The sequence below is a fragment of the Pseudidiomarina sp. genome (genome assembly GCF_048267825.1).
Lineage (GTDB): Bacteria > Pseudomonadota > Gammaproteobacteria > Enterobacterales > Alteromonadaceae > Pseudidiomarina.
On sequence record NZ_JBLWWR010000013.1, the window covers coordinates 1 to 25,808 of the forward strand.

At 47.5% G+C, this 25,808-nt stretch carries 21 protein-coding genes and 1 tRNA gene; 12 read left to right on the top strand and 10 right to left on the bottom strand.

Features of this window, described 5'->3' with window-relative positions; all coding sequences use genetic code 11:
• From rpoD to ACN0UN_RS09865, 5 genes are all read left to right on the top strand, one after another.
• The coding region (gene rpoD / locus ACN0UN_RS09845; RefSeq protein WP_417659827.1) for an RNA polymerase sigma factor RpoD at window positions 1–647 on the top strand (647 nt) is incomplete at its 5' end.
• A 131-nt stretch (window positions 648–778) separates the two neighbouring features.
• Complete coding sequence (locus ACN0UN_RS09850; RefSeq protein ID WP_128352908.1) at window positions 779–1,573, top strand: amidohydrolase family protein; 795 nt, start codon at window positions 779–781, stop codon at window positions 1,571–1,573.
• A 104-nt stretch (window positions 1,574–1,677) separates the two neighbouring features.
• Window positions 1,678–1,754, top strand: a tRNA-Ile gene (locus ACN0UN_RS09855).
• A gap of 111 nt (window positions 1,755–1,865) precedes the next feature.
• Window positions 1,866–3,941, top strand: coding sequence for a S8 family peptidase (locus tag ACN0UN_RS09860; protein ID WP_417659828.1), 2,076 nt, complete (start codon window positions 1,866–1,868; stop codon window positions 3,939–3,941).
• A 102-nt stretch (window positions 3,942–4,043) separates the two neighbouring features.
• Window positions 4,044–5,585: a S10 family peptidase gene (locus ACN0UN_RS09865; RefSeq protein ID WP_417659829.1), complete on the top strand. Its 1,542-nt coding sequence runs from the start codon at window positions 4,044–4,046 to the stop codon at window positions 5,583–5,585.
• Between the two features lie 20 nt (window positions 5,586–5,605).
• Here ACN0UN_RS09865 and ACN0UN_RS09870 read toward each other — a convergent pair whose 3' ends face one another.
• The 4 genes from ACN0UN_RS09870 to ACN0UN_RS09885 form a co-directional block, all read right to left on the bottom strand.
• The gene (locus tag ACN0UN_RS09870) at window positions 5,606–7,795 is read right to left on the bottom strand and encodes an OsmC domain/YcaO domain-containing protein (protein ID WP_417659830.1); all 2,190 of its coding nucleotides are present in this window, start codon (window positions 7,793–7,795) and stop codon (window positions 5,606–5,608) included.
• Between the two features lie 88 nt (window positions 7,796–7,883).
• Window positions 7,884–8,423, bottom strand: coding sequence for a DUF3750 domain-containing protein (locus ACN0UN_RS09875; protein WP_417659831.1), 540 nt, complete (start codon window positions 8,421–8,423; stop codon window positions 7,884–7,886).
• A 20-nt stretch (window positions 8,424–8,443) separates the two neighbouring features.
• The gene (locus ACN0UN_RS09880) at window positions 8,444–9,097 is read right to left on the bottom strand and encodes a LiaF domain-containing protein (RefSeq protein WP_417659832.1); all 654 of its coding nucleotides are present in this window, start codon (window positions 9,095–9,097) and stop codon (window positions 8,444–8,446) included.
• Between the two features lie 238 nt (window positions 9,098–9,335).
• Complete coding sequence (locus tag ACN0UN_RS09885) at window positions 9,336–9,827, bottom strand: DUF962 domain-containing protein (RefSeq protein ID WP_417659833.1); 492 nt, start codon at window positions 9,825–9,827, stop codon at window positions 9,336–9,338.
• Between the two features lie 65 nt (window positions 9,828–9,892).
• Between ACN0UN_RS09885 and ACN0UN_RS09890 the strand changes: the two genes are divergently transcribed.
• On the top strand, window positions 9,893–10,939 hold the full coding sequence (locus ACN0UN_RS09890) for an AI-2E family transporter (RefSeq protein ID WP_417659834.1): 1,047 nt from the start codon (window positions 9,893–9,895) through the stop codon (window positions 10,937–10,939).
• A gap of 3 nt (window positions 10,940–10,942) precedes the next feature.
• Here ACN0UN_RS09890 and cfa read toward each other — a convergent pair whose 3' ends face one another.
• Window positions 10,943–12,067, bottom strand: a complete 1,125-nt coding sequence (gene cfa, locus ACN0UN_RS09895) for a cyclopropane fatty acyl phospholipid synthase (RefSeq protein ID WP_417659835.1) — start codon at window positions 12,065–12,067, stop codon at window positions 10,943–10,945.
• Window positions 12,068–12,212: 145 nt separating this feature from the next.
• On the opposite strand from cfa, the gene rcsF reads away from it, so the two are divergent.
• Genes rcsF through glpQ form a run of 3 tightly spaced genes read left to right on the top strand, consistent with a single transcriptional unit; the run spans window position 12,213 to window position 14,703 of the window.
• On the top strand, window positions 12,213–12,572 hold the full coding sequence (rcsF, locus tag ACN0UN_RS09900; RefSeq protein ID WP_417659836.1) for an Rcs stress response system protein RcsF: 360 nt from the start codon (window positions 12,213–12,215) through the stop codon (window positions 12,570–12,572).
• A 26-nt stretch (window positions 12,573–12,598) separates the two neighbouring features.
• Window positions 12,599–13,639, top strand: a complete 1,041-nt coding sequence (locus tag ACN0UN_RS09905; protein WP_417659837.1) for a cysteine synthase A — start codon at window positions 12,599–12,601, stop codon at window positions 13,637–13,639.
• Complete coding sequence (glpQ, locus tag ACN0UN_RS09910) at window positions 13,639–14,703, top strand: glycerophosphodiester phosphodiesterase (RefSeq protein WP_417659838.1); 1,065 nt, start codon at window positions 13,639–13,641, stop codon at window positions 14,701–14,703. Before ACN0UN_RS09905 ends, glpQ begins: the two co-directional genes overlap by 1 nt.
• 1 nt (window position 14,704) lies before the next feature.
• Here the strand turns inward: glpQ and ACN0UN_RS09915 are convergent, their stop codons facing one another.
• A complete protein-coding gene (locus ACN0UN_RS09915; protein ID WP_417659839.1) occupies window positions 14,705–15,169 on the bottom strand; it encodes a GNAT family N-acetyltransferase in 465 nt (154 codons plus the stop codon).
• Window position 15,170: 1 nt separating this feature from the next.
• On the bottom strand, window positions 15,171–16,634 hold the full coding sequence (locus tag ACN0UN_RS09920) for a RimK family protein (protein WP_417659840.1): 1,464 nt from the start codon (window positions 16,632–16,634) through the stop codon (window positions 15,171–15,173).
• A 164-nt stretch (window positions 16,635–16,798) separates the two neighbouring features.
• Here ACN0UN_RS09920 and ACN0UN_RS09925 point away from each other — a divergent pair, with 164 nt between their 5' ends.
• Window positions 16,799–17,305 carry a TIGR03546 family protein gene (locus ACN0UN_RS09925; protein ID WP_417659841.1) on the top strand — a complete coding sequence of 169 codons (507 nt, stop codon included), beginning with the start codon at window positions 16,799–16,801 and terminating at the stop codon, window positions 17,303–17,305.
• A 5-nt stretch (window positions 17,306–17,310) separates the two neighbouring features.
• Window positions 17,311–19,098 carry a TIGR03545 family protein gene (locus ACN0UN_RS09930; RefSeq protein ID WP_417659842.1) on the top strand — a complete coding sequence of 596 codons (1,788 nt, stop codon included), beginning with the start codon at window positions 17,311–17,313 and terminating at the stop codon, window positions 19,096–19,098.
• Between the two features lie 72 nt (window positions 19,099–19,170).
• Here ACN0UN_RS09930 and ACN0UN_RS09935 read toward each other — a convergent pair whose 3' ends face one another.
• Genes ACN0UN_RS09935 through ACN0UN_RS09945 form a run of 3 tightly spaced genes read right to left on the bottom strand, consistent with a single transcriptional unit; the run spans window position 19,171 to window position 23,328 of the window.
• Window positions 19,171–20,349, bottom strand: coding sequence for an E22 family MetX-like putative esterase (locus ACN0UN_RS09935; RefSeq protein ID WP_417659843.1), 1,179 nt, complete (start codon window positions 20,347–20,349; stop codon window positions 19,171–19,173).
• Window positions 20,346–22,013, bottom strand: coding sequence for a long-chain fatty acid--CoA ligase (locus tag ACN0UN_RS09940; RefSeq protein ID WP_417659844.1), 1,668 nt, complete (start codon window positions 22,011–22,013; stop codon window positions 20,346–20,348). The genes ACN0UN_RS09935 and ACN0UN_RS09940 overlap by 4 nt, the downstream gene beginning before the upstream one ends.
• A 19-nt stretch (window positions 22,014–22,032) precedes the next feature.
• Complete coding sequence (locus ACN0UN_RS09945) at window positions 22,033–23,328, bottom strand: GntP family permease (protein WP_417659845.1); 1,296 nt, start codon at window positions 23,326–23,328, stop codon at window positions 22,033–22,035.
• 233 nt (window positions 23,329–23,561) lie between these two features.
• Here ACN0UN_RS09945 and ACN0UN_RS09950 point away from each other — a divergent pair, with 233 nt between their 5' ends.
• On the top strand, window positions 23,562–25,808 hold the full coding sequence (locus ACN0UN_RS09950) for a TonB-dependent receptor (protein ID WP_417659846.1): 2,247 nt from the start codon (window positions 23,562–23,564) through the stop codon (window positions 25,806–25,808).

Below are 25,808 nucleotides of genomic sequence, written 5' to 3' on the forward strand. Positions count from 1 at the left end.
TGCAGTTCTTGGACCTTATCCAAGAAGGTAACATCGGTTTGATGAAAGCCGTTGATAAATTCGAATATCGCCGTGGTTATAAGTTCTCAACTTATGCAACTTGGTGGATTCGCCAAGCAATTACACGTTCAATTGCTGACCAGGCGCGCACCATCCGTATTCCTGTGCACATGATTGAAACGATCAATAAATTGAATCGTATTTCACGTCAAATGCTGCAAGAAATGGGCCGCGAACCAACGCCAGAAGAACTTTCTGAGCGCATGGTTATGCCAGAAGACAAAATCCGTAAGGTACTGAAGATTGCCAAAGAGCCGATTTCTATGGAGACACCTATTGGTGACGACGAAGATTCGCATCTTGGTGATTTCATCGAGGACACAACCCTCGACTTGCCAGTGGATTCTGCTACTTCAGAAAGTTTACGCAATGCGGTTCGCGAAGTTCTTGGCGGCCTGACTCAACGTGAAGCGAAAGTTTTGCGCATGCGTTTTGGTATCGACATGAACACAGACCACACGCTTGAAGAAGTTGGTAAGCAGTTTGATGTAACGCGTGAACGTATTCGTCAGATTGAAGCGAAAGCGCTACGTAAATTGCGTCATCCAAGCCGTTCAGAGCAGTTGAAATCGTTCCTAGACGAGTAAACTAAAACGCTTTCTGAACGAAAGCATGTAAAAAACGTCTAAAAAAGCTCTAGCCCATGCGGGCAGGGCTTTTTTTATTTTTCGCCCAAAATCTGTTAATATGTGCCTAACTTCGCTGAAAAGGATGAAATATGATCGCAGTTGATCAGAATAACACCGAAAGACAGCATCCGCGTCGCATTATCGACGCGCACTTTCACATTTATAACGATTCATTTCCATTGATTGAGAACCAAGGCTTTTTGCCATCGCAATTCTCAATCGAAGACTATATTCATCGCACTAAAGACTTCAATGTCATTGGTGGCGTAATTGTTTCGGGTTCAGTACAAGGTTTTGACCAAAGCTACTTAAAAGCGGCCTTGGCTGAAATGGGTGACCAATATGTTGGTATCACCAACTTACCGAGCAGTGTCTCCGACGAAGAAATATTAAAGCTGCGCGACCACCGTATTCGCGGTATTCGCGTGAACTTAAAACGTGGCGTTGTAAGTGGGCTGGATAACCTGGTCGACTTTGGTAAACGCATTTGGGATTTAGCCGGTTGGCACCTGGAAATGTACGTTGATAGCCGTGAGCTGGATGAAGTCGCACCAAAACTCATCAAGCTTCCGAAAGTGTCTATTGACCATTTAGGTATGGCACGCTCAGGCCTATCACAAATTCAGAAACTGGCTGAAAACGGCGTGAAGATTAAAGCCAGTGGCTTCGGTCGCACTGAAGTGGATGTCAGCAAGGCCGTGAAGTCACTGTACGCAATTAACCCGGCGTGTTTGATGTTCGGTACTGATTTACCTTCAACACGTGCCGAGCGTCCATTTAACGTACGTGACATTGAAACCGTTTGCGAAGCACTCGGTGACGAAAAAGCAATTGATAAAGTGTTTGCTGGCAACGCCGCAGACTTCTATCACATTAACCTGTAAAAAACCTCGTACGGGGTCATGACAAGCGGGCCGAAATTTCATATACTTGCGCCCGCTTTTGGTTAACGCAATCGAGTTGGCCAAAGCACACCCTCAATCTGTATGGCCCCTTAGCTCAGTTGGTTAGAGCACCCGACTCATAATCGGTAGGTCCCCAGTTCAAGTCTGGGAGGGGCCACCATCTCCCTGAACAGTTCGAACCCATCAAAAATTAGGGGTTATCCCCTATATCGAGCTACTGAGTTCTGTGCAAATCTGAAACGGTCAACCACGATCTTTTTGGAGAATAATAATGAAACGAACTCTTCTATCATTAGGTCTTTTAGCTTCAGGGCTGTTGGGTGCAACTTCCGCTCACGCTGATGCACTTTTGGGGCCGAAATTGCAGCAAGATATACAGAATCTTACAGGGCCGTATAACGTCATTGTGTCGTTTGACGAGCAAAGTAGCATCGAACGCGTTTTGCAAAGTCTTGGTATCCCGTACCGTGCACTTCAAACGATGCCTATGGCTGGTGCTACCGTTACGAAGCTGCAATTGCAGGCTCTGATAGAAAACCCTGCGGTTAGTAGTGTCTACGCGAACGCTCCATTGGAATATAGTAATTATACATCGGGCGAAATTACCGGGGGTCACTACGTTCACGATTACTATGGCGTTGTCGGTAATGGTGTCACGATAGCGGTTCTCGATTCTGGCGTTGATGCAACACATCCGGATCTAGAGTTTCAGACTAAGACAGTTGAAAACGTCAAAATTGTCGGCGATCTCGACTTACTTGGCGGTCGTAGCGCGTTTATAGAAGGCGTACCGAATAGTGATACGACTTCAGGTCACGGTACTCATGTTGCAGGCACCGTTGCAGGCTCGGGGATGGTGTCTGTGAACGATGAACGAAGAGCTTACTACCATGATGGTATCGCTCCTGGAGCAAACCTTGTTGGCCTTGGTGCCGGGGAAGGTCTTTCTATCTTGTATGCGTTGTTAGGGTTCGATTATGCCATTGCGAATGAAGATCGCCTCGATATTGATATCATTACCAACAGCTGGGGCGGCGGCGATGGCGCAGAATTTGATCCTAACAACCCGATTAACAAGGCATCTTTCGAAGCGTATAGCAGAGGTATGGTGGTAAGTTTTGCAGCGTCGAACTCGGGACCTGCCGAAGATACCCTAAACCAGTATGCGGTGGCTCCTTGGGTAATTAACGTAGCGGCAGGCACCAGTGACAAGCAATTGGCCGATTTTTCAAGTCGCGGTGTAGCTGGTGACCAATACAAACTACCAGACATCACGGCACCGGGCCAAAATATCACTTCTACCCGAGCTCCCAATACAGCTATTGGAGCGATGGGGCCGTTGGTAGATCCCGAGCATCCAGAATATTTGGCTTATTATCACACCATTAGTGGTACTTCGATGGCAACGCCATTCGTAGCAGGTGTTGCGGCATTATTGCTTGAAGTTAACCCAGATTTGTCGCCTGACCAAATCGAGGAAATTCTCAAAGATACCGCAGAGCCAATGGATTACGCTCCCCACGAAGTTGGGGCGGGCTACATCGATGTAAAAGCTGCTGTTGATCGTGCAAAAGTGACCACCGGCGAACGTATTGCGTTTTTGAATGGCGATACGTTGTGGGCGAGTCAGGGGGGCTGGAATCAAGCTGATGACAGTGCTGAAGAATTTGTTTACGTAGGCAATTGGCAAAGCAAATACGACGATTCCGCATTTCAGCAAACGATTACTACAGCTAAAAACGATAATTCGTCAATTTTCGCAAAAATACGCGGCGAACGCGCGCGTTTTCATTTTTTAGCGACTAGCAGCAAGCCAACATCAATTGAACTCATTGTTGATGGGCGCTCTGTAGGAACGAAAACAATATACGCAGCTGACGCATCAGAAGCGTCGCCGAAAGATGTCTCCGTGGCTTTTGGTAATCTCGGTGAAGGTATCCATGATTTGGAAGTTCGTATTCTGAATAAACGAGTTATGTTTGATCGGATGGATGTGGATGGTGCTTTGTTGTCTCCAGATGTCAGCTTCGCATACAGTCAGCAGGTTGATTCTGGCACGATGGGTGCTTCAGTTGAAAACCTTGAAATACAAGAGTTCCCGTTGGAGATCAATCCAAATGACGTCAGTATAACCTCTACGTTGAACTGGACTGGTGTAGCTGATCTCGACTTCTATCTGGTAAACCCAGAGGGTGTAGAAGTCGCATCCAGTGCGTCACTAGATAACCCGGAGGTATTACAGTTTTGGACGGACACGCCAGGAACTTATACCTTGCGTGTTACCGGCTATATAAGTGTCGCCACACCATTCACGATCACGACCGATATTACGTCGGAAGTACAATAGCCCGAAACAAAAAGGCGCCTTTGGCGCCTTTTTTTACATGCATGGCTTTGCCTTTCCTGTTTGTGGTAACCTGATGAACTCGCCCTGACAGGAAGTGAAACAGTGAAACCATTGAACAACTATATCGCGTTTTTATCTATTCTTTTGCTGGTGGCTGTGCCCACAAGTGCATCGGCACAAACTGCCGAAAGCGCGCCAGAAGCAGAACAAACAGCAAAGCCAGTACCTGAACCGACGCGTTTTCGCTCGGAACACAAAGGTACGTTTAATGGCACCAAATTAAGCTATACCGTTGACGCTGGCGAAACTTATATTCGTAATGCCGAAGGCGAGCCAACTGCTGCAATATTCTCGTTTGATTATGTGGCGAAAAGTAAGCAAGGGCGCCCAGTTACCTTTATTTGGAACGGAGGACCGGGTTCTTCTTCAAACTGGTTGCATATGGGCGGTTATGGCCCGAAACGCATTGTGGTGCCAAGTGATGCAGAGCACCCTGGCGCTGCGCCATATACCTTGAAAGATGCACCTGAAACCATTCTTGATGTAACCGACATGGTGTTTGTTGATCCGGTAGGTACAGGGTTCTCACGTGCAGTGGGTAAGGGTAAAAAAGAAGATTTTTGGGGACTCATGGAAGACGCCAATTCTATGGCTGCTTTCATTGCCGAGTGGCTCACCAAGAATAATCGCTGGAACTCACCGGTGATTTTGTTAGGTGAGAGCTTTGGTACCACCCGCGCCGCTGCGGTTGCGAAAGTGCTTCTTGATGATTACGTGATTAACGTTAACGGCATTGTGTTTGTGTCGCAGGCGCTTGATTATCAAGGGTCTACGCCGTATATCGATGACAATATTATTTCCTACATTACTTACATTCCGACCATGGCTGCAACGGCTTGGTATCACGGAAAAGTTGATAACTCGGGTAATTTTGAAGCGTTTATTCAGCAAAGTCGCGAGTTCGCAACGCAAGAACTGCTGCCGGCGTTGTTTCAGGGCAACCAGCTAAGTGCTGATAAGCGCGCTGAGCTGGTTAGCGAACTGCAGCGCTTTACGGGCTTGAGCAAAGCATACATTGAGCGTGTTGACCTGCGTATTAATGCATTTCGTTTCGCCAAAGAGTTACGGCGCGACGAAGGTGTAGCTGTGGGCCGCCTTGATAGTCGGTACATTAAAGACGAACGCGATGACGTTGCGGCAGGCCCGCGTGAGGACGCTGCGCGATCCATTTCGCCAGCCTACAAGGCTGCGCTTATGCATTACATGCGTAATGACTTAGGCATTGACTGGAAGCGCACCTATTTGAATCCTGCAGACCCTGAGCTGTCGGGCAAGTGGCGTTGGAGCCCATTGCCTGAAGGGCGTTCGTGGGAGCCGCACTACGTGAATACCACGCCAGATTTGGCCGCGGTATTACGCAGTAACCCGACCCTGAAAGTTATGGTCGGTTCGGGCTATTACGACCTTGTGACCCCGTTTTTTGATGCTGAGTACACGCTGAATCGCCATGGTATTGCGCGTGACGATATCGTTTACCGTTATTATCACGGCGGCCACATGATGTATGTGCATGAACCAGCACGACAGGCATTACTTGAAGATACCCGCCAGTTTATTAAAGCGCAGACCGGGCAAGCGGATTAATTATGCGAACGACGCGAAGCTCAATTGAGCTTCGCGTTTGCAGCACGCCTAGCATGCAATTTTTTATAGCTTTCAATAAGGCGTAGATGCTTGTCTAAGCCGTCTAGCTGCATATTGGTTGGCGTCAGCCCATTGAAACGTTCCGATCCATTTACCGAGCCAACAACTGCATCCATGGTGCTTTCACCAAACATGCGGCGGAAGTTCGGCAGGTAATCGTCCAATTCAAGCTCGTCGTCCAGTGTAACTTCCAGCACGGCGCTCATGGCGCGATAGAATAAACCACGCTCGACCGTGTTTTCGTTGTACTGTAAAAACGCTTCAACCAATTCATAAGCTTCTTCATGCTGCTGCAAGGCAAGATAAATAAGCAGCTTCAGCTCAAGAATCGTGAGTTGTCCCCAGACCGTATTTTCGTCGAACTCGATGCCGATCAGCGTAATGATATCGATGTAGTTATCCAGCTGGCTTTCTTCGAGGCGTTCCACCAAATCGGCCAACTGTTCGTTTGTTAAGCGGTGCAGGTTGAGAATGTCTTCACGGAATTCCAAGGCTTTGTTGGTGTTATCCCAAACCAGGTCTTCAATGGGGTAAACCTCTGAATATCCAGGTACCAACATGCGGCAAACTGGCGCGCCCAAGTCTTCATAAACGGCGACATAAACCTCTTTGCCGATATCCGCAAGAATGCCAAATAAGTAATCAGCTTCTTCTTGGTTGGTCCCGGAGAAGTCCCATTCACAAAACGCATAATCACTACGGGCACTGAAAAAGCGCCACGAAACGAGGCCTGACGAATCAATAAAGTGTTCGACAAAGTTATTCGGCTCAGTAACGGCCATGGAGTTAAAAGTTGGTGGTTGGAAGTCATTCAGCCCTTCGAAGCTTCGACCTTGTAACAACTCAGTTAAACTGCGCTCTAGCGCCACATGAAAACTCGGGTGGGCGCCAAACGACGCAAATACACCACCGGTACGCGGGTTCATGAGAGTCACACACGCGACGGGGAATTGACCGCCAAGCGATGCATCTTTGACCAATACAGGGAAGCCCTGTGCTTCTAGGGCTTTAATGCTTTCAACGATGTCCGGGTATTTCGCAAGTACCGATTCTGGCACATCAGGTAACGCAATTTCTTCTTCGATGATTTGCTTTTTTACCGCGCGTTCGAAAATCTCAGAAAGACACTGCACTTGAGTTTCCTGCAAGGTATTACCGGCGCTCATGCCATTACTGAGGTAAAGGTTTTCGATAAGGTTCGACGGAAAATAAACCGTTTCACCATCGGAATGACGGGTAAATGGCAATGCGCAAATGCCGCGGTCGGTGCGCCCTGAGTTGGTGTCAATTAAATGAGAGCCTTGTAACTCGTCATCCGGGTTGTATATGGCCAGGCAATAGTCATCCAAAATACCTTGCGGAAGTTCATCGTCATCGCGCAACGCAAACCACTTCTCGTTTGGATAATGCACGAAATCAGCCTGTGCAATTTCTTCGCCAAAAAACTGATCGTTATAAAAGAAATTACAGCTTAAACGCTCAATAAATTCGCCAAGCGACGAACACAAGGCACTTTCTTTGGTTGCGCCTTTACCGTTGGTGAAACACATCGGTGAGGCAGCATCACGAATATGCAGTGACCACACATGTGGAACAATGTTGCGCCATGAGGCAATTTCTATTTTCATGTCGAGGTCGGCCAAAATTGCGGACATGTTGGCGATGGTTTCTTCAAGCGGCAGGTCTTTGCCCTCAATGAAGGTACGCGTGCCACCTTCAGGGGCCCCCATCAATAGTGCTTGCGCATCTTCGTCTAAGTTTTCCACCACTTCAATTTGGAACTCAGGACCGGTTTGCACAACCTTCTTTACGGTGCAGCGATCGATAGAACGCAAGATACCTTGGCGGTCTTTCTCAGAGATATCATCAGGCAATTCCACCTGAATTTTGAATATTTGGTTGTAGCGATTTTCGGGGTCAACAATGTTGTTTTGCGACAGCCGAATGTTTTCGGTTGGAATGTCGCGCGCGACACAGTAGACCTTTACGAAATAAGCCGCACACATGGCTGATGACGCTAAAAAGTAATCAAACGGGCTCGGTGCCGAACCATCGCCTTTATAACGAATAGGTTGGTCAGTGACGACAGTAAAATCGTCAAACTTGGCTTCAAGTCTGAGATTGTCGAGAAAGTTAACTTTTATTTCCATGAACAGGCTACCGAGGTTATGAATTTCAAATCTTGATAGCCATTATCCCGATTTTGACGGCGTTTGTCTTGGAAATCGGCCGGAACGGTTACTTTTCGTTGTCCGCGTAACCGCTACCAATTGCACTGAACGGCAGCTCCAAGCCCAGTTCAGGTATTTGCAAACCTATCCAAGCTGGAAAAGTATTACTGTTTGGGCCTGGCACTGCCTCGTATTCGTTGGCCCACGGGTAACGATCGGCTGCTTCGATAATGCGCGGAATGAGCGCGGCAGCTTGCTCGCCTTGAATGGATAAAACACGTTCAGGTTCAGCACCATACCAATAACGATCAGGTGTAGCGGTTTGATAACTGTGTAGCGCTGGTTGGCCACGATTCAAACGCCAACCGACCACTTCGTAAACGGTGTATTCATCTGCTTGTTCAGGTTTCACTGCAATCCAGGTGTGCACGGCAAACCAGCCACGCCAACCGAAAGCATCTGCAGCATAAACTTCGATAACAGCTTGTTGTTCAATGGCTGGGTTGGGGGCGATGCCCGCAGGTTCGCGGGAAGCTGTTCGATAATCACCAGATGAGCAGGCGCTAATTAATAATACGAATACCGATACCACCAGACCTTTAACCATGAACAACCTCATTGAATGTATTAACGCTTCTCCATACCGAAGGTTTCACGCATGCTATTGGCAAAAGCGACCAGTTTCTCTTTCATGGTGCGCTTCACTGACACTTCAAGTGAACCGAGTATAGAGTAACCCGTAATGGTTATCTGTGGCGCTTGGCGTCCGCCCATTGAAGGCGCATTGTTCTCAGAAGAACCAATAATGTTGAACATACGAGTCTTCACATTAACGTTCTCAGGCACAAAGATTTCAAGACTACCAAGCACATTGGTTACGTTTACTTCAACGTGCTGATGTTGAAAAACTGCATCAGTAAAATCGAGTTTCGCCGAGCCAACCACATCAATTACAATAATTTTCTTCGGTACTAACCACTGACCTTCTCTTACGTTGGAACCTAAAATACTGATCAGTTTGTCGTCTTCGGTTTCTTCGCTGGCACTGTAATTTGGTGTAAAGGAGCGCTCTTTCTTCGCATCGTAGCTTGGGTCAGCTTCAAGCGGTAAATCTGCGGCCAGGTCGACCAGTTGTTGGTGAGCGTCAGTTGCCATTGCTTCATCAAGTCTGCGCTCAAACGCTTCGGCTGAAATAATGGCATGGCTATAATTTACAATGAGTTTATCGACCGTCTCTTCGCGAACCTGCTCAATTGGGCGATCTTCTAATTTAACTGGCATCGTTATTTCCCTATTGGTTGATGATTAATAGTTAACTACTTTGTTACATCATGCAAATTATAGGCCATACTTTAATGCCTTAGTTTTAGCTGCGTTGCGACAGGGGCGGTATTTTTCGCACATCGGCGCGTGAGCAATTTAACCAATTAATAGTGGATTAGACGCAAAAAAAGCCCGCGTTTTTATAAACGCGGGCTTAGTTTTTTCACATTCAATTGTTTAGTTAAAGCTGCGCGGCTTATTTAAATCGCGCTTCAATAGCTTGATGCAGTTGTTTTTTACCGCCAAGCATAAACACAACTTCAGCAACGACGAATAAAGGACCTATCGCAAGACCCATAATGTCGTCCACAAATGCGGGTTTGCGGCCTTCAAAATAATGCCCAATAAACTGAAAAATCCAGCCCACGACAAAGAGTCCAATGCCCCACGCCAACCACAGTGATGTTTCAAGCAGCGCAACGTGACTACCGAGCCAGACACAAAGACCAAGCAACAGTGTCATGATGACACCGAGCACAATATCAAGCTTCAAATAAAAAAGTGCCGCAACGGCGCTGACAATAATCGCAGGCGACAGGATAAAGTCACTGATCATCCAAGTCGGGCGCGACAGCAAAATTACAATCGCAACAACAATCATCGGAATACCAACTAAGTGCGTCAAAATATTGCGCCGATCACGGTGATACGCTGCGTAACTGGCTAAATGGTCTGTAATTGTTTTCATGGCTTGCTCACCTGTTGTTTTGTTGTCAATATTAACCCGATTCTAATAAAGAACAAGGACAACGCATGCGCGAACAATTGGAACGTCGTGCCTTTTTATTATTACTGGCAGCAGTGACATTAGCTTTTGGTTTTATTTTGGAGCCGTTTTGGTCATCTATTTTCTGGGCATGTGCTGTTGCGGTTATTTTCTTTCCGCTGCAAAACCTATTGGTGCGTTACTGGGGCCATCGGCCTAACACCAACGCATTAGTGACGCTCGCGATTTGCATGACGATTGTGGTGATACCGGTTATTTTCTTAACAACCGCATTTGTTCAAGAAGGTATCCAGCTCTATCAACGGCTTGATTCAGGTGATATTGATCCGCGCGAGATGCTGATAAAACTGCGCGATGCATTCCCCATTATCGACGAGCTGTTAGTTGAGTTTGGAATTAATCCCAACGACATTCGCGACCAAGTTATCAGTGGCGTGCAGGCAACGTCGAAATTTCTTGCGCGAGAAACACTAACCATTGGTCAGAACACCTTTGGTTTTCTAATTAGCTTGGCGCTAATGATGTACTTGGCATTTTTCTTACTGCGTGACGGCCAAACAATTAAAGAACTCATGATCAAAGCATTGCCGATTGGTGATGATCGTGAACATGCGTTGTTTGAAAAGTTCGTAGAGGTAACCCGCGCAACCGTTAAAGGTAACTTAGTTGTTGCCATAGTGCAGGGTGCTTTAGGTGGGTTCATCTTCTGGCTATTGGACATTCCAGCACCGCTATTGTGGGGCGTGATTATGGCGTTCCTGTCACTGATTCCAGCTGTAGGCGCTGCCTTGGTATGGTTTCCGGCGGGCTTGTATCTTTATGCCACAGGCGAGTGGGTTAGCGCGACCGTACTGATGGCGTATGGGGCCATTATTATTGGGCTGGCTGACAATGTTTTACGCCCAATTTTAGTTGGTCGTGACACCAAATTACCTGATTATGTGGTGCTGTTTTCCACCATCGGCGGTATCTCGCTGTTTGGTATTAATGGCTTCGTGATAGGACCCTTAGTCGCCGCACTATTTATGTCAGTATGGCAAATATTCATGACCGACTTTAATGACGCGCATTAACTGTTATGCATTATTGAGGCTCGGGCGGCGGTAGCCACCAATGTATGCATTTTTGCTAAATACCCATTGCCAAACTTGTAAGTCACGGGCGCGAAAAGCGCCCGCACAAGACATCAGGTAATAGCGCCACATTCTAAAAAAACGTTCATCATAATGTTGCTGAAGCTCGGGCCACGCGCGTTCAAAGTTTTGATACCACGCCATCAACGTAGGGTCATAATCGGCGCCAAAATTGTGTATGTCTTCGGCGCACATGAGGTCTCTTGATGCGGTATCAATGTGCGCTAAGGTTGGTAAGTCGCCGTTGGGGAAAATATATTTGCTAATCCATGGGTCGGTGCCGCGTACGTCGCGATTGCGCCCTATGGTATGCAATAGAAATAATCCATCAGGGTTGAGGCAGTTGGCAGCCACGTTCATATACTCGCGATAGTTACGCTGCCCGACGTGTTCAAACATACCGATACTAACCACCGCATCAAAGGATTCGTTGAGTTGGCGATAGTCGTGTAAACGAAATTCAATTGGAAGGCCTTGGCATAGCTGTTCGCCCAGTTCGACTTGAGCTTTAGAAACAGTAACGCCCACGCATTCAACACCGTAATTTTCCGCTGCATACTTCATAAAGCTACCCCAACCGCAGCCAATATCGAGAACTTTCATACCGGGTTTAAGCTGTAGCTTTTTACACACTAATTCGAGCTTATCTTGTTGGGCGCGGTTCAAGTCTTGTGCATGTTCCCAGTAACCGCAGGTATACACCATGCGTTCATCAAGCATGGCGCGATAGAGCCTATTACCGAGATCATAATGATGTTCACCGACTTGCCAGGCACGTTTTTTACTTTGCAGATTGAATAATCGGCCTTTTAAATGATGCCAGAGCAGCCGCGACGGTTTGACACGCTCATGAACCTTATGAGCTAACAGGCGGCAAAAGAATACATCAAGTTGATCACAGTCCCAGTCTCCAGCCATATAGGCTTCACCGAGAGCTAGGTTACCTCGTGCTAAAACATCGTTGAGAAAGTCCGTTTGGCGTACTTGCATATCCCAAGGCCGATTCCCATTAATTTGAATATCGGCTGGTGCCAGTAGCTCTGCGATAAAGGCTTGCGCGTTTGCCATGCAAATCTCCTTTGATGTAGCTTGAGACTAAGTGTAGCAAACACAAATTAATAAGTGGTTTAATTGGAACTAACTTATAATGATTCAAACTTTACATAGCGCCTGTAGCGCCGTAATGTGGAATAAAATTGACTAGGGTACATCTATGAAATATTTACTGTGGGCGTTGTCAGTGTTGGTTCTTAGCGGTTGTGCGGGGTCTGCGCAGCAATCCAATTTTGATTTAGGCGCGGCAGATACTGTGGAGTTTATGCGCCCTTACGAACTATCACGAAACGATGTGAGTTTTGTTAGCCTTGGTGAAGTGCAGGGCGCGTCATGCCAAGCGCGATTCTTCAATGAAAAACCGACCCAGGAAGAAGCCTTGCTGAGAATGAAAATAGCTGCGGCTGACTTGGGTGCAAATCGCGTTGTGTTGCGCGCGTGTACACAGGGCTCCAGCGATGAATGTGCAGCGCGCTGGATATGCATCGGTGATGCATACCAAGAACAACCGTTACGCTAATTACTGCTGATAGATAAGGAGTCATCATGCAAGTTGCTAAGCGCTCGGCCGAATTAATTGGCAAGACCGATTTATTGCGCTTGAATTCTCTATCGGAGCTTACGGGCTGCGATATTTGGGTGAAACTAGAATCACAAAATCCAGGCGGTTCCATTAAAGATAGGGCCGCACTGCAAATTATTAAAGATGCGATGGCGCGCGGTGAATTGAAGCCCGGCATGACCGTCGTAGAAGGCACCGCTGGTAATACAGGCATTGGTCTGGCGCTGGTGGCGCGTTCGTTTGGTTTGCACATGTTGGCCGTTATGCCCAATGACCAAAGTAAAGAAAAAGAGCGCATGATTACGCTGCATGGTGCGCAACTGAAAACGGTCGACCCGGTACCTTTTAAAAACGAAAATCACTTTTATCATACGGCGCGCCGTCTTGCTGAGCAGCGCGACGATTATTGGTGGGCCAATCAGTTCGAAAACACCAGTAATGCGAAGGCTCATTACCTAACAACAGGCCCTGAAATTTGGGAGCAAACCAACGGTAATATAGATATTCTGGTTTCTGTTGCAGGCACCGGAGGCACCATCGCGGGCACGTCACAGTATTTAAAAGAGCGCAATCAGAAAGTACAAGTTTGGCTGGCGGACCCTGATGGGTCTGGTATCTATAGTTTCTTAAAAACAGGCGAATATGTCAGCCATGGCAGCTCGTTTACAGAAGGTATCGGTATCATGCGTTTGGTTGAAAACTTTAAACAGGCGCGTATTGATGCAGCCGTTAATTTACCCGATGATGATTTGGTGACATTGTCACGTTTTATTGTTGAAGAAGAAGGGCTGGTACTGGGTAGCAGCTCGTGCTTGAACGTTGCTGGCGCTTTACAGGCCGCACTATTAAACGGGCCAGGTAAAACGATTGTGACCTTTGCCTGTGACCTCGGTGAACGTTCAGCCAGTAAGCTATACAATCCGGAATACTTAAAGCAACGTGGTGCGCGCACCGAAGCTGAACCAATTCAGGTGCTGCTGAATCGCTATCGTGAACAAGGTGACAAAGTTTGGTACAAACAATAATGTTCAGATTATTGATGGTAATTTCGGTTGTCGTAGTTACTGCTACGTATGCACCGAAAGTGGCTGCTCAAGAGTTAGATGTAGAGCCGATGCCTGTGCTTTTGCCCCCGCCACAGCCTGTCGCAGAGCATGAAAAACAGGCGAAACAGCCATTAATCATTGCTCACCGCGGTGCGTCGGGGTATGCCCCCGAACATTCGATGGCAGCAGTTGCCATAGCCCATGCGCAAAATGCTGATTTTATCGAACAGGACGTCGTTTTAACGCGTGATCATGTGCCCGTTGTTTTGCACGACCTGGTACTCGATCGGATCAGTAATGTCCGTGATGTTTTTCCCGAAAAGCACCGCCCCAATGGGCATTATTACGTCATGGACTTCAGTTTTTCAGAGCTGCAACAACTTAAACTGGTTGAGCGCAGTAACAAAGAAGGTGAACAGCGCTATCCGAAGCGATTTGCGCGCGATCAAGGGCACTTTCACGTTATGTCACTTGGGCAACAAATTGAATTGATTTTGGGGCTCAATCGAAGCCGCGACCACGACAGCGGCTTATATGTTGAGTTTAAAAGTGCTCGCTGGCATAAAGACCATGAATACGATTTAGTAAACTCAACCATGGGCGTATTGGCGCGTTATGGATTCACCGAGGCTGAACCACCGGCACCAATCTACCTGCAAAGCTTTGACCCGGAAGTACTGCGGCGACTGAAACGCGAGTTTATGACCTCGATTCCACTGATTCAATTAATTGCCGAAAACAGCTGGAATGAAAGTGAGGTTGACTACAACACCATGCGTACCGCTGCAGGACTCGAAACGCTCCGTAGTTATGCGCATGGCATTGGCGTGTGGGTGAATCACGTTTACTTGGGTTTGGATGAAAATGGCAAACCAAAATTTTCGGACGTGGTTAAAAATGCTCAGGCTGCGGGACTGCAAGTTCATGTATATACGCTACGTGCTGACGCCCTTCCCGAAGGCGTGGAAAGCTATCAGCAGTTGAAGCAATGGTTGACTGAGCTTGGTGTCGATGGTTTTTTCACCGACTTCCCAGATTTATAATTTAGTGAGTAAAGCTTAAGCGCATACGATAGCCGTCAGTGCCGTCGTCATAATACTCTGGTAACAAATCAATCACCGCGAAATCCAATTTTTCGTATAGGCGAATTGCCGTTGCGTTATCTGTTTTCACTTCTAGATTGAGACTTATTGCTGCGTTATTGCGAGCAACTTCAATTGCATGCTCCAACAATGCGCGCCCAAGCCCAGTCCCCCGTGCTTCGGGCGCAGCAGCGATGGAATACAAGCGCCAGCGCCGGCTATTTTTACGCGTAAGCGACAAGTAATAGCCGAGCAGAACGCCATTTTGCTCGCACACGTAAATATGCGCGCTAGGGGCCGCCAGTAAACGCTTAAAACTGCGGGCTCCCATGCGGCTGTATTCAAAACAACGATGCTCAAGAGCAACCAAGTTATCAACATCTTTGAGCGTTGCTTCACGAAATTGCCATGCAGGGGCTGCATTCATCTTATTTTTCGTCCAGGCGCCGTGCAAAATCTCGCATGATAATGTGATACAGCTCATCGCCGAGTAATAAGTCTTCAACGCCCGAATCAATCGACGGGTTGTCATTGATTTCGATGATTACAGGACCTTTACTGGTAACCTTCATATCAACCCCATACAAACCATCACCAATAAGTTTGGTGGCCTGCAGAGCGGTTCTCACCACGTCTTTAGGAACTTGATGCACACCCACGGTTTCAAAGCCGCCTGACTTTGAGCGACTGGTGCCGCTAGCATGGTTATAAATTTGCCAATGATTCCGCGCCATAAAATACTTACAGGCGTAGATAGGGCGATTGTTCAAGATACCAATACGCCAATCAAAGTCGGTTTTTACAAACTCCTGTGCCAGTAATATGGTCGATTTATTGAATAGTTCGTCGGCAATACGGCGCAATTCTTCTTCTGATTCCGCCTTTTCAACGCCAATTGAAAACGACCCATCCGGAATTTTTAGTACCACAGGGTAACCCAAGCGTTCGCCAATTTGGGCGTAATCAATTTCCTGTTGGCTAAGCAGTAGCTCGGTTCGTGGCGTTGGTATTTCGTGTTTATCCAGCAACTCTTTCAAAAACACCTTATTTGCGCACTGTAAAATTGAATGCGGTGCATCGATAACAACCATGCCGTTGGCTTCAGCCTTTTTAGCAAAGTGATAGGTGTAATGGTTAATACGTGTTGTTTCGCGAATAAATAACGCATCAAACTCAAGCAAGCGATTGTAATCATCAGCAGTGATGAGCTCAGCATCAATATCCGCTTCTTTTGCGGCTTTGATAAAGCGCTGCAGAGCCTTTTTATCGCTGGTTGGGATAAATTCATTCGGGTCATGCAAAATAGCTAAGTCATAGCGATATTCTTTTGGTGCACGCGCTTTGCGCCATACCCGCTTACTGAAACTATCCAGAGCGTTACCAAAAAAAGTTTGCTGCTCGTCGGATAAGTCAGGCAGAGCACCAGCACCAAGTTGATTAATAAACCAGCGCCCTTGATAACTAAACTCAACCCAGATTATCGGACACGGGTAACGGTCAAAAATCTGACGGGCGAAGCTACTCAGCAGCGGCTCTTCGGTTTGGCCGAAGCAAATCAAAATACGCACAGGAACGGATTTGTCCACGTTCCCGAGGTACTTGCTCAGCTGCTTGTCGGTATTGGCCAAGAGCAACTGGTAATGATTGAAATTCGCCAAGTCATTAATTGTTGTCACGGATGGGAGCACACGTTGTCCGCGGGCCTCAGCAAGCAAACTAACGTAATAGCCGGTGGACAAATAGCTCAAGTCGCCACATAAATTTAAAATTTGTGTACGGCTTTTGCTTGAGGTCTGAAGTAAGTACTCACTCGAGGTTACAGTGGACTGGCTTGGGTAGTACGGCTGCCAATCAGTGATATCGTCAAGAATGATTAAAGCTGAGTTTTGCATGAGTGCTCCAATGCGTGTTTGCCGCGCCTTTTTATTCCTATTTTGATCAAAACACAAGGGCTTCAAAAAATATATTTTAAATGCAAAAAAACGTGACAAAAATAGCCGAATGACGGCGGGTAAGCTATTCTTGTTCCTACAAATATAGTTCGGAGTACGTTGTTATGCTTACACTACTGGCAAAATTTTTGAAGGCACTGAATTCCGAGTCTGGCGCTTGGGCATTAGCATTTGCCTTTGTACTCGGCATGATGATGGGCTTTACGCCACTTTGGCGCGTACACAACTTAGTGATTCTGCTCATTGCATTGTTGTTTCGGATTAATTTAACTGGCTTTATATTGAGTTTTGTCATTTGTTCTGGCGTTGCTTACTTACTTGATCCTTGGTTTCACCAAGTCGGCTTTTATCTGCTTGCGCATGAGAGTTGGCAGCCGCTGTGGCAATCGCTGTACCAGTCAGCATTTTGGCGCGTCCTGCAATTTCAGCACAGCCTCACCTTGGGTAGTGTATTAGTGAGCTTGGCATTTGCCCCGATTTTGTTGTTCGCCAGCTTCTTTATTATCACGCAATATCGTAAGCGCATTCAGGCTTGGTTCAACCGATTGAAACTGGTGCAAATGCTTAAAGCCAATCGATTTTGGGCCATTTACTCTGGCATACGGGGGTAATGAACATGACAACGACAAAGACCAACCCAACTCACGTACGTCGCAGTGCAATACGCTGGCCTGGGTTAGCGGCATTCCTGATTATTTGCGCGCTGTTAGCGGCATTTTCCTGGTTATTACTCGACACCATCATCAAATGGACGCTTGAGCGCTCTGTGGGCACCTTAAATGGTGCTGAAGTGAATATTGAATCAGTTGACCACAGTTGGAGCCCACTTGGTGTGACAATTACGGGTATTCAGGTGACTGATCCCGCACAACCGGACTTCAACCGTTTAGTGATTCGGGATGTGACCGCTGATCTGAACGTTGAGCAGCTTTTGATGGGTCGTTTTCACTTCGAGAACGTGGTGAGTACCGGTATTCGGGTGCATCAGCCGCGCTCAACAACAGGTGACGTGTACCAAATACCTGACAAAGACGCAATGAAAGGCTGGGCAAGTGATGGTCTTGCTGCTTTAAATCTTAATATGCCCAATGTCGATGACATTGTGGCACGGCTGGACTTAAAAACGCCTGCAGCAATTGAGCAGGCCAAAGCGACACTGTCTGAGCAGAAGTCGCGCATCAATGAAGTTCGCGGGAATATACCTACCGCCGAAGACCTAAAAGCTTATGAGGCTGAACTGAAGAAAATTACCAGTGCTGAAATTAAAACATCAGAGCAATTGAAGGCAAAACGAGAAGAGTTTGAAGCGCTGAAGGAAAAGTTTGAAGCTGATAGAACACAATTGAAGGCTATTAAAGAAACGGCAACAACAGCGTTGGATAAAGTTAAGGCTGATTTTGCAGCTGTTAAGGCCGCGCCGGCACAAGACTTAGAGCGGGCGCAAGAACTGATGCAGCTTAATAGCGCGGGGCTGACTGAAATTACAGCGGTATTATTTGGCGAACAAATGCGTCAATGGAGTCAATATATTCTGTTGGCCTATGAACAGTTAGCGCCAATGCTGGCGCGTTCAGCCGATGAAACCTTAGTGAAGCCACAACGTGGCGAGGGCATTTGGTTTGATTTTAGTGACGCGAATGAACCGCCTTCGTTTCTTATCAAAAAAGCTAAAACCGAGTTTGCGTGGAACGAAACAATACTGGATGTGAACTGGGCGAATATCACCCATCAACACGAACAGTTGGGGCAGCCGACGACGTTTGTTGCTCGCGCAGATAATTCCAATTTGTGGCAATCCTTGAATTTAAATGGTGAGCTTGCCCTTACAGCGGCCGGTATCGATGCGAAACAACAGTGGCAGGTTAAAGGCATCCGACTTGATAATGTGCAATTGAGTGAGCAAAGTGAATTTATGGCAAATATTGTCGCCGCTTTGCTGGATTCAGAAGGTGCAGTATCACTGCGTGACAGTATGTTTGATGGCGGTGGTACTGTACGTTTGTCTGATATGCAGTTAGACGCTGCGGCGGAAAACCGTTGGGCAGAAGTTATTGCATCAGTATTACGTCAACTGTCGCGTCTTGATATTAATGCGGATATTAGTGGCACGCTGACAGCTCCTGAATTTGCGTTTCGCTCAGATCTCGACCGCCAACTCGGTAGTGCGTTGAAGGCGTCAGCGCTTGAGGCAGGTAAAACTGAATTGGCCGATTTACGGAGTCAGTTGCAAGAGCAATCAGGCGGCTTTTTAGGTGCCAACGAAGGTGAGCTTGACGGTATCTCAGAGTTGCTTAGCAACGCTGAACAGCGTGATGCAAAACTGCAGGAATTGCTTAAAGCAAAATTTGAGAGTGCAATTGAGGACAAGCTTAAAGATAAGTTGAAGGGTGTCATTGGCAGCTAATGAACGTAACGCACTGATAAAAAAACACCGGCTATGTGCCGGTGTTTTTCTTCTAACCTGCTACTTAAAACGTTATTCGTTAATAAAGTCAGCCAGCACATTCGCTTTCGACTGAATGTTGTATACCCCGTCAAGGTGACCAAAAGTACCTTCAATTTCGTGATATTGTGGTGACTTGCCTTGGGTTTTCAAAATCTCGACCGTCTGCTTAGCTAAATAAGGCTGCAGCAACAAGTCGTTTTTGGCTGGTAAAAAGAGCGTTTTAGCTTTAATTTTTTCTAAGCCGGTGGCTAAGTCTGTGTCATGCCCAGCAACAAAGAGTTGATTGGCTCTAACCAGATAGAGCAAGTGATTCGCATCGGCCAGTGGGGCATTTTTTGCAGCTGCGCCAAACCAAAAATCAGTTGCGGGTAAGCCGTTCATAACACTTTCAAGCGCAGATTTTGGCAATACCTCTTGTTGTGGTGACGTTTGATTAAAAGCTACAGGGTGCATCGCTTGTTGCGTGATCATCACTAGCGTATTGGTCACACCGGTTAATGGTGCCTCGCCATCATAATAATTACCTTGGTTCCAGTTCGGGTCGAGCTTAATAGGTCGCGCCCAATGCTCCAATGCAGTTATGGTCCAGGCATCCATAGCACCTGTACCAATCACCGATACCATGCGCTCTACCATATCCGGATAAACCGATGCCCATTCGATGGCCTGCAACGAGCCCATTGATGCCCCAACCACGGCATGTAGCTTTTCAATGCCGAGACTTTGCACCAAGGCATGCTGCACATTCACGAAATCACGAATAGTTACTACGGGGAAATCGAGTCCATACGGCTTTCCGGTTGCTGGATTCATAGAAGCCGGGCCCGTTGTAATAACGTGCGGTAGATGCGGGAAAGCGTTGACCAAGGTGTCTGAGCTAATCACATAATATTTATCGGTATCAATCGCTTTGCCCGGGCCAATAATCGCATCCCAGTAACCTGGCTGAGGATCATTCGCCGTATACTTGCCTGCAGCGTGACTGTTGCCGGAAAAGAAATGCGTGATCAGAATCACGTTATCTTTTGCTTCGTTAAGCTCACCGTAGGCTTCCCAGCCAACGGTAACATCAGCAATAGTTTCACCACTTACGGTAGAGAAGTCTTTGGTTGTAAACGATTGTTTTTCGACCATTAAATCAGCCTGAGCCGCACCACATGCTATCAGGCTGGCGCTAAGCAGCAGGGCTGTAAGTGTTCGCAAAATCATGATGATTGCTCCACAAGGTAATTGAAGTACTGCTTACGCAGTTCGTTTTTAATCAGTTTGCCAGTGCCGGTGTGCGGTAGGCTTTCCACCACGACAATGTCGTCGGGTGTCCACCATTTCGCGATTTTACCTGCCATAAATTGATAGATTTCAGTTTTATCGATGGTGTGTCCGCTATTCGCCACCAGCAACAGTAAAGGACGTTCGTCCCACTTTGGATGTTTTACACCAATGACACAGCTTTCATTGACAGCCGGGTGTTGGCTGGCAATATTTTCGATTTCCAGCGAGCTGATCCATTCACCGCCGCTTTTAATCACGTCTTTCTTACGGTCCACAACCTTCATGTAGCCGTTCGCGTCAATTACCGCGATATCGCCTGTGGCAAGCCAACCGTCAGCAAACGCTTCGGGGTCATCCCGTTGAAAATAGCTTTTGGTAATCCAAGGCCCACGAACCTTCAGTTCACCCGAGGTAATACCGTCGTGCGCTAATAGATTGCCCTCAGCATCAAAAATTTCCATGTCGACCCCAAAACAGGCACGGCCAGCAGTGGTTTGAATGGCATAGCGTTCAGCTTTAGGGAAGGCGAGTAGCTGCGGCGTAGGCGGCGCAGAGCTGGCCAATGGGCCTGTTTCAGTCATGCCCCAGATTGGCTGCCAGTAAACATCGTATTTCTCGTCGTAGGTTTTCACCAGCCCCAATGGCGAGGCAGCACCACCCACGCAAACACGCTCAAGGCTCGGTACGGTCAGGTTATGGGTACTCAAATGATTATGCAGCGTAAGCCAAATGGTGGGCACTCCAAGGCTTACAGTAACCTGCTCTTCGCTAATAAGCTGATACATGGCTTCACCCGACATGCCATTACCGGGCAATACCAGTTTGCAACCCGCTAACGGTGCCGCATAGGGAGCGCCCCAAGCGCCCACGTGATACATAGCAACCATCGGCATGAGCACGGTGTCGTTACGCAAGTCGAGCAATTCGGGCCCCATAGTGGCTTGGGCATGCAACACCGTTGAGCGATGTGAGGTGAGTACACCTTTGGGGTTGCCGGTTGTGCCCGAGGTATAACAAAGCAGCGCGGCGCTGTCTTGATGGAATGTCGGCCAGTCAAAATGACTCGGTTGCGCAGCAAGCAGGGTTTCGTAATTATGCACGGGCAACCAAACATGGTCGAGTTCAGGCTGCCTGTCGGTGTCCGCGAGTACCACCACACCTTTTACGGTTTTCAACTCATTGACAAACTCATGGAGCAAATCAACGAAGCACAAATCAATAAATAGCCAGCTGGCTTGGGCGTCATCTAAAATCCACCGAATCTGGTCCGCCATTAAACGTGGGTTAACCGTATGCACAACAGCACCCGTTCCACTTACGGCGTAATAGAGCTCCATGTGCCGGTAGGTGTTCCAAGCTAAAGTTGCAACGCGTTCACCCGGCGCAATACCAAGGCTCTGCAGTGCATTCGCCAACTGACAACTGCGTGAATAGCAATCGGCGTACGTATACCGATGTATATCGCCTTCAAGCCGGTGTGACACAATTTCTTGTTGTGGGTGGCGCCGTATGGCATGACGCAGTAAATCAATAATCATCAGCTGACTATTTTGCGCTTCGCCCGCTAATATCGGGCTCGATTGTGTCGTTGTTTCAAACATATAAGTTCCTTGGTACCTACTACCACCAAATAAACAAGCCAATTGCCACAGCTAATCCAACAAACGGCACCACCACAGTTACTGCCGCAACGGGCCAGTAAGCGGCTTGATGGGTTTCTTTACAGATACCGCGAATGGTTGTAACCACATAGCCGTTGTGCGGCAACGAATCGAGCGCACCTGAAGAAATCGCGACAATACGGTGCAATTGGTCAGGGTTCACACCAACGTCAAGGTAATGCGGACCAAGTACCGGCAACGCAATCGCCTGACCACCAGAAGCGGAGCCGGTTAAACCAGCAATAACACTCACCGCCACTGCGGCACCGACCAGTTCATTGCCGGGTAAATTGGTCATAACGGCAACGGCTTGTTCAAATGCCGGCGTTACTTTCGCAATGCTACCGAAGCCAACAACAGCAGCTGTGTTACCTATGGCAACCAGAGCGCCGGTAGATGCTTCTGTCAGTGCTTGCGAAATATTCTGAAAGTACTTGTGGTTAATAATAGCGAGCGATAAAACGCCGCCGGACAGAGCAATAATGAGGGCGTTCTGCTTCAGTTCTTCGTGAAAAAGAAAGCTTAACGAGAGCACCACGACCAGAGGTACCAGTCCACTAATAGGTGAGGGTAATTGGCGTTCGATGTTCTTCGGATCATCAGCACGCACTTCAAAGCTCTCGCCATTAGCGACCGCACGACCAATTAACTTGCTCAGCCACCAGTAACCGAACAAGGCCATGAGCACCGCAACGAACAAGCTGACTTCCCATGCTGCGTAAGGCGAGGTGCCAAGGTATTGAATTGGAATCCAGTTTTGTATTTCAGGCGAGCCCGCTGATGTCATGGTAAAGGTTACTGAACCGAACGCGAGCGCGGCAGGAATAAAACGACGCGGTAAATTGGCATCTTTAAAGAGCGCTAAGGCCATCGGGTAAACTGAAAACGCGACCACGAATACACTAACGCCGCCATAAGTGAGAATGGCACAGGCTAAGACCACAGCTAACATGGCACGTTTACGGCCAAGTTTAGTGATAATCCACTTCGCAACACTGTCGGCTGCACCTGTGTCTTCCATGAACTTGCCAAAGATAGAACCCAGCAAGAACATAAAAAACCAAGCGGCGACAAAGCTGGCAAAGCCATCCATGTAGGCGCTTACGAAGTTGAGCTCACCTTGAAACAGCGGAACGTTACTGCATAAAGCGACCAAAACTGCGCACAAGGGCGCGCTTATAAATAAATTCATTCCACGCAAAGTTAGAACGATAAGTAGGACTAATCCGCCTACGAGTCCAATCATGCTTAACATGCATTACCTCTTTGAAGGTTGTTTCAGGGGGTACCATGACCTGAAGCGCTGCGGTGATGGAAAGTATCATGCGGCAATCGCTGTTTTTTTTACATAGTACTAACGTACAGAATACAAAAGCAAAACTTTAAGCTAGGGTACATAAGCCATGACAACAGTTTGCTTTCGTTGCACTGATATATAAATAAAACAACAGCATACAAAACAACTTAACAATCCGGGAGAACGACATCATGAGTCAACCCATTTTTCGCCGCTCGCTGCTTGCAGCCACTATCGCCTCAGTAATGGCGGTGCCTGCATACGCTCAGCAAGAAGAGCAAACAAATGAAAACGAATTTAAAGGGCTTGAGCGTATTCAAGTTACAGCGCGTCGTAAATCGGAAAGCATTCAAGATGTTCCGGTTTCAGTCAGTTCTTTCAGCGCCGATGATCTCGAAGAAATCGGTGTCGAAGACATCACTGAACTGCAACAGCGGGTGCCGAACACAACCATGCAAGTTAGCCGTGGCACCAACTCAACGCTAACCGCTTATATTCGCGGTGTTGGCCAGCAAGATCCGCTTTGGGGTTTTGAGCCAGGCGTTGGTGTTTACATTGACGATGTTTATGTTGCGCGTCCGCAAGGTGCGGTATTAGAAGTATTCGACATTGAGCGTATTGAAGTACTGCGCGGCCCACAAGGCACACTCTATGGTAAGAACACCATTGGTGGCGCAATGAAATACGTAACCAAAGAATTAACAGGCTATAACGAGTTAAATCTGCAAGGTACAGTGGGTACCTATGGGCAGCGTGATATCAAGATCTCTGGTCAAACAGCGCTGTCAGACAACTTCTTTGTCGGCGGTGCAATTGCATCGTTGCAACGTGACGGTTACGGCGAGTTCGTTAATACCGGTGACGAGAACTACAACAAAGACGTGATGACTGGTCGCTTAAGTGCAAAATGGCTGGTGACAGATGACCTGTCCGTGAAGCTTTCGTATGACAAAACCAAAGATGAATCCAATCCGAAGGGTGGCTACCGGTTAACCAGCAGTCAGTTGACAGGTGAAGAACCATACGACGACGTTTATGATTCAAACATCGCCATGCCAGTTGAGAACTTGGTTGAAACCGAGGGTTGGTCAGCGGTTATCGATTGGAACGTCAACGAAAACCTAACGCTGAAGTCAATTACTGCGGGTCGTGAAGGGTATACCGACACCAACATCGACTTTGACTCAACCGGCGCCGGCGCGCTGTTAGTGCCTGCAATCTATCAAGATGAGCAGTTCACCCAAGAAATCCAAGCTTTGTATACCAACAATGACAATTTCGACTTTGTTGGTGGTTTGTATTTTTATGACGGTGAAGCCTGTGGTGACTTCGGTACTGTATTGCCGCAGTTGGGCTTAACCCTGGACACGGGTGGTTGTGTTGATACCGAAAGCCAAGCGCTTTATGGCCAAGGCACGTATCGCTTTAACGATGCACTTACCCTAACTTTAGGTGGTCGATACACCAAGGACGACAAAGCTGCAGACGTGTACCGCTACACCTATTTAGGCATTCACTTCTTAAATCAACCGGGTGATTGGGGCGCGCCATTAATCGTCAATTCAGACTTTTCAACTGAAGCTGACTGGAGCCGTTTCTCGCCACACGCAAGTTTAAGCTATCGCCTGAATGACGACATGATGCTCTATGGTAGCTACAGCAATGGCTTTAAGTCAGGCGGCGTCGATATGCGTGCTGACGTGTCACTGAACCCTGACGCACAAAACCCATATGACCCAGAAATTGTTGATACCTTTGAGTTTGGCATGAAGTCTGACTTGCTGGATGGCCGCATGCGGTTAAACGCTGCTGTGTTCTACTCAGACTACCAAGATATGCAAGTAACGGTTCAGCGTGCTGTAACCGCTGGTGTTGCATCACAAGTGCTTAACGCCGCTGAAGCGACGGTTTCAGGTTTTGAAATTGAAACGGTAGTAGCCGTTACCGATAGCCTGAACGTGAATGCTGCTATTGGCCATGTAAATGCTGAATTTGATTCAGTTATTTTCTTTGACCCAGTCGCTCAAGAAAATACCGATGTGTCAGATATTTGGTCGTTTGCTAATACACCTGAGTGGAGTGCGAATGTTGGCTTTAGCCAATCATTTGATACCAGTATTGGCCAGTTGGTCTGGAACGGAAACCTTGCGTATCGTAGCGAAACGCAAATTTTCGAAGTGCCTTCAATGCTTGATATGGGCGGCTACAGCCTCGCCAATACCAGCTTGAATTGGTTATCTGATGACGGCAAATGGAACGTTGGCTTGCATGTGAAGAATATTGGCGACAAGATTTATCGTCTTGCTGGCTACAACTTCGCAGCACCACGTGATGCTGACGGAAACCGCACTGGCCCGGGCCTTGGTGGTGAAGACACAATCATTGGTTACTACGGTGACCCGCGTACTATCTCCCTGTCTGTGGGGTATAAGTTCTAA

What these genes read in the sequence shown, in the direction of transcription:
- ACN0UN_RS09915 (WP_417659839.1), bottom strand. Translation starts at nt 15,169, where the DNA reads ATGAATGCAGCCCCTGCATGGCAATTTCGTGAAGCAACGCTCAAAGAT.
- ACN0UN_RS09950 (WP_417659846.1), top strand. Translation starts at nt 23,562, where the DNA reads ATGAGTCAACCCATTTTTCGCCGCTCGCTGCTTGCAGCCACTATCGCC.
- ACN0UN_RS09905 (WP_417659837.1), top strand. Translation starts at nt 12,599, where the DNA reads ATGCAAGTTGCTAAGCGCTCGGCCGAATTAATTGGCAAGACCGATTTA.
- glpQ (WP_417659838.1), top strand. Translation starts at nt 13,639, where the DNA reads ATGTTCAGATTATTGATGGTAATTTCGGTTGTCGTAGTTACTGCTACG.
- cfa (WP_417659835.1), bottom strand. Translation starts at nt 12,067, where the DNA reads ATGGCAAACGCGCAAGCCTTTATCGCAGAGCTACTGGCACCAGCCGAT.
- ACN0UN_RS09870 (WP_417659830.1), bottom strand. Translation starts at nt 7,795, where the DNA reads ATGGAAATAAAAGTTAACTTTCTCGACAATCTCAGACTTGAAGCCAAG.
- ACN0UN_RS09860 (WP_417659828.1), top strand. Translation starts at nt 1,866, where the DNA reads ATGAAACGAACTCTTCTATCATTAGGTCTTTTAGCTTCAGGGCTGTTG.
- ACN0UN_RS09850 (WP_128352908.1), top strand. Translation starts at nt 779, where the DNA reads ATGATCGCAGTTGATCAGAATAACACCGAAAGACAGCATCCGCGTCGC.
- ACN0UN_RS09885 (WP_417659833.1), bottom strand. Translation starts at nt 9,827, where the DNA reads ATGAAAACAATTACAGACCATTTAGCCAGTTACGCAGCGTATCACCGT.
- ACN0UN_RS09925 (WP_417659841.1), top strand. Translation starts at nt 16,799, where the DNA reads ATGCTTACACTACTGGCAAAATTTTTGAAGGCACTGAATTCCGAGTCT.
- rcsF (WP_417659836.1), top strand. Translation starts at nt 12,213, where the DNA reads ATGAAATATTTACTGTGGGCGTTGTCAGTGTTGGTTCTTAGCGGTTGT.
- ACN0UN_RS09940 (WP_417659844.1), bottom strand. Translation starts at nt 22,013, where the DNA reads ATGTTTGAAACAACGACACAATCGAGCCCGATATTAGCGGGCGAAGCG.
- ACN0UN_RS09945 (WP_417659845.1), bottom strand. Translation starts at nt 23,328, where the DNA reads ATGTTAAGCATGATTGGACTCGTAGGCGGATTAGTCCTACTTATCGTT.
- ACN0UN_RS09920 (WP_417659840.1), bottom strand. Translation starts at nt 16,634, where the DNA reads ATGCAAAACTCAGCTTTAATCATTCTTGACGATATCACTGATTGGCAG.
- ACN0UN_RS09935 (WP_417659843.1), bottom strand. Translation starts at nt 20,349, where the DNA reads ATGATTTTGCGAACACTTACAGCCCTGCTGCTTAGCGCCAGCCTGATA.
- ACN0UN_RS09930 (WP_417659842.1), top strand. Translation starts at nt 17,311, where the DNA reads ATGACAACGACAAAGACCAACCCAACTCACGTACGTCGCAGTGCAATA.
- ACN0UN_RS09890 (WP_417659834.1), top strand. Translation starts at nt 9,893, where the DNA reads ATGCGCGAACAATTGGAACGTCGTGCCTTTTTATTATTACTGGCAGCA.
- ACN0UN_RS09880 (WP_417659832.1), bottom strand. Translation starts at nt 9,097, where the DNA reads ATGCCAGTTAAATTAGAAGATCGCCCAATTGAGCAGGTTCGCGAAGAG.
- ACN0UN_RS09875 (WP_417659831.1), bottom strand. Translation starts at nt 8,423, where the DNA reads ATGGTTAAAGGTCTGGTGGTATCGGTATTCGTATTATTAATTAGCGCC.